General features: G+C 44.5%; 4 protein-coding genes. All 4 read left to right on the forward strand.

The features are described from left to right. Positions 1 to 93 precede the first annotated feature (93 nt). Positions 94 to 450: an SMI1/KNR4 family protein gene (locus tag JO972_RS16650; RefSeq protein WP_309491217.1), complete on the forward strand. Its 357-nt coding sequence runs from the start codon at positions 94 to 96 to the stop codon at positions 448 to 450. Between the two features lie 120 nt (positions 451 to 570). After that, complete coding sequence (locus JO972_RS16655) at positions 571 to 1,002, forward strand: hypothetical protein (RefSeq protein WP_309491218.1); 432 nt, start codon at positions 571 to 573, stop codon at positions 1,000 to 1,002. A gap of 129 nt (positions 1,003 to 1,131) precedes the next feature. Then, positions 1,132 to 1,596, forward strand: a complete 465-nt coding sequence (locus JO972_RS16660; RefSeq protein WP_309491219.1) for a hypothetical protein — start codon at positions 1,132 to 1,134, stop codon at positions 1,594 to 1,596. Positions 1,597 to 1,730: 134 nt separating this feature from the next. Further along, a complete protein-coding gene (locus tag JO972_RS16665) occupies positions 1,731 to 2,111 on the forward strand; it encodes a hypothetical protein (protein ID WP_309491220.1) in 381 nt (126 codons plus the stop codon). Positions 2,112 to 2,282 lie beyond the last annotated feature (171 nt).

The raw sequence follows: 2,282 nt of genomic DNA on the forward strand, positions 1-2,282 counted from the left end.
CCGTCCCTAGTCCGAGAAACATTCTACACGCATGGGACATTCTACATATTCGACCATTGATTTATCGGCGGCCGAATTTTACGTTAGACAAGAATGAAGAAAGAAGAACTCGCTGACATCGAGAAGGAATTGGGTGTTCTATTACCTGAGGCCTATAAGAGGTATATGGAAGGGTCATCGAATAAGGGGATCTTATATCAGTCTAAGAAGCAGATCATCGAAGCCAACCTACAATGTCGTATCGCTGCATCTGACGGAAAGCCACTCGACCCAGTATTTTTCGTTTTAGGCGTAGATTCTGAATTGAGGGAATATATGATCGATTTAGATGTTCCTGGTGAATTGATTATGCGAATGGGGAACGAGAATTACCCTAATTTTCGAAGCACGGCATTTGGCCTTGGATTTGATTCATGGATCGAGTCATCGCTAGACAAAAATTTGGTCTAACAAGGCGCTTCATCCGACTGTTAACCGTTCGTAGTCGGAGGCCATTTTACAGTTAAAACCATGCTCGATTTGCGACTGTTTTACACGCAGCGGTTGAGCTCTACGTTCGGTAAGAATAATATGAAGAAATACACAATCACATTTATTCTGTTTATCATCACGTTAAACAGTGTGCTTTGTTCAGCAGAGCCGAAAGAACTACCGCAATGGCAAAAATCACTTTTTTCGAGTGACTACTGTTTTATTGCTGAGGTCGTAGAACATCCTGATGATGGTTTCCACATACTCAAGCCTCACGAGTTTTTTTGGGGTAAGCATGACGAATTTATAAAAGCTCGATTGAAGGTTTCCGATCATCCTATTTTTCCAATGGGATCCCTGTTTTTTTTGCATTATACAAGACATCCAGATGGGTCACTTACTAAGTATTATTCACGGTTGAAGAAATCCCGAAAATATGAAGAAACCAGTATGGTCATTAACATGGACGATAAGAAAATGAAGATTAAGGATTTCCGACAACTAGCCCTACAAAGACCACGTAAAAAATAGACCGAACAAGGCGGTGCTGACGACCGTTAACCGTCCTTAGTCCGAGTCCGTTTTACAGTTAATAAATTCACTTGGTCTGCGACTGTTTTACACGCGGCGGCAGACCTCTACGTTCGCTAATAATAAGAAATGAAACTCGTTGAAGACAATTTTCGTGACGCAGTCCTGGCTCACAAGTCAGACGTCTTGGAGGAACTCGGAAGAAGCAAGCCGAAGAAGGTTGTCGCGCTCCTCGAACACAATGGCTGGCCGAGAGAATGGGCGTGCAACATTGTCGCAGGCATGGAGAAGAAGTATAACCCTGCGAATCTTAAATGGGGACCAGAGGAGAATCAACGATTGAGAGAGAAGTATAGTAGCAGAGTCTTTATTGGCGGTGCCATTCTGTTGGTTGGATCAATCGTCACGATTTTGAGCTTGGTGTTGGCCTTTTCATTCGGAGGTTTAGGCATCGTCGCATATGGCGCTATTCTATGGGGTGGCGGCACGTTTTGGAGCGGTATTTCTAATGTAGGATCGTATCCAGATAGAGAGATCCCCATATACAAATCCCCTGAAGTGAAAGTTGAAGGGCATGTTCCAGACACATATTAATAATGTAAGCGAACAAGGCGCTTCATCCGACTGTTAACCGTTCGTAGTCGGAGACCATTTTACAGTTAAAACCTTGCTCGATATTCGACTGTTTCACACGCAGCGGTTGAGCTCTACGTTCGGCAATAATAAGAATGAGCACTCTATCAGTTAATCAAGCTTTGGATCTTGGTAAGGCCAAGAACGGTGAATGCTTCGAAATTGAAGGGATACTCTTCTTCGATTTTGAAGATATATCGCTTAATCATTGGCCAAAGTCTGAGCGGAGAGAGAATCGCTATGAATCAAGCATTTGGATAGATGCTGAAGGGGCCTTTTCTTTCGATGAAGAAGTTCTGCAGCGTTGGGCTGGTAAGCGTGTCGTTGTGTTGGGGCGCTATGAGGTATCGAAAGCATCTGAAGTAGATGGGTGGGACGATGGATACGGTCACATGAGTCAGTGGCCTGCGCGAATAGTTGCGAGGCGAATTGACCTTGTGAAGCGAAGGAATAGTGATCACGCAACTGAAGGATAGTGGCCGAACAAGGCGCTTCATCCGACGCGATACCGTTCGTTGTCCGATGAACTTGCAGAGCTAAAAACGTGAATGGTGCGAAACTGTTTTACACGGCGCGGTTGAGCTCTACGTTAGGCTAGTATGGGACACTCTATGAGCATCGGATGGCTCCAGTGTGACCATAATACA

Source organism: Oceaniferula flava (assembly GCF_016811075.1).
Lineage (GTDB): Bacteria > Verrucomicrobiota > Verrucomicrobiia > Verrucomicrobiales > Akkermansiaceae > Oceaniferula > Oceaniferula flava.

Excerpts from the sequence above, each read along its gene's own strand:
- JO972_RS16660 (WP_309491219.1), top strand. The coding sequence starts at position 1,132 with ATGAAACTCGTTGAAGACAATTTTCGTGACGCAGTCCTGGCTCACAAG.
- JO972_RS16655 (WP_309491218.1), top strand. The coding sequence starts at position 571 with ATGAAGAAATACACAATCACATTTATTCTGTTTATCATCACGTTAAAC.
- JO972_RS16665 (WP_309491220.1), top strand. The coding sequence starts at position 1,731 with ATGAGCACTCTATCAGTTAATCAAGCTTTGGATCTTGGTAAGGCCAAG.
- JO972_RS16650 (WP_309491217.1), top strand. The coding sequence starts at position 94 with ATGAAGAAAGAAGAACTCGCTGACATCGAGAAGGAATTGGGTGTTCTA.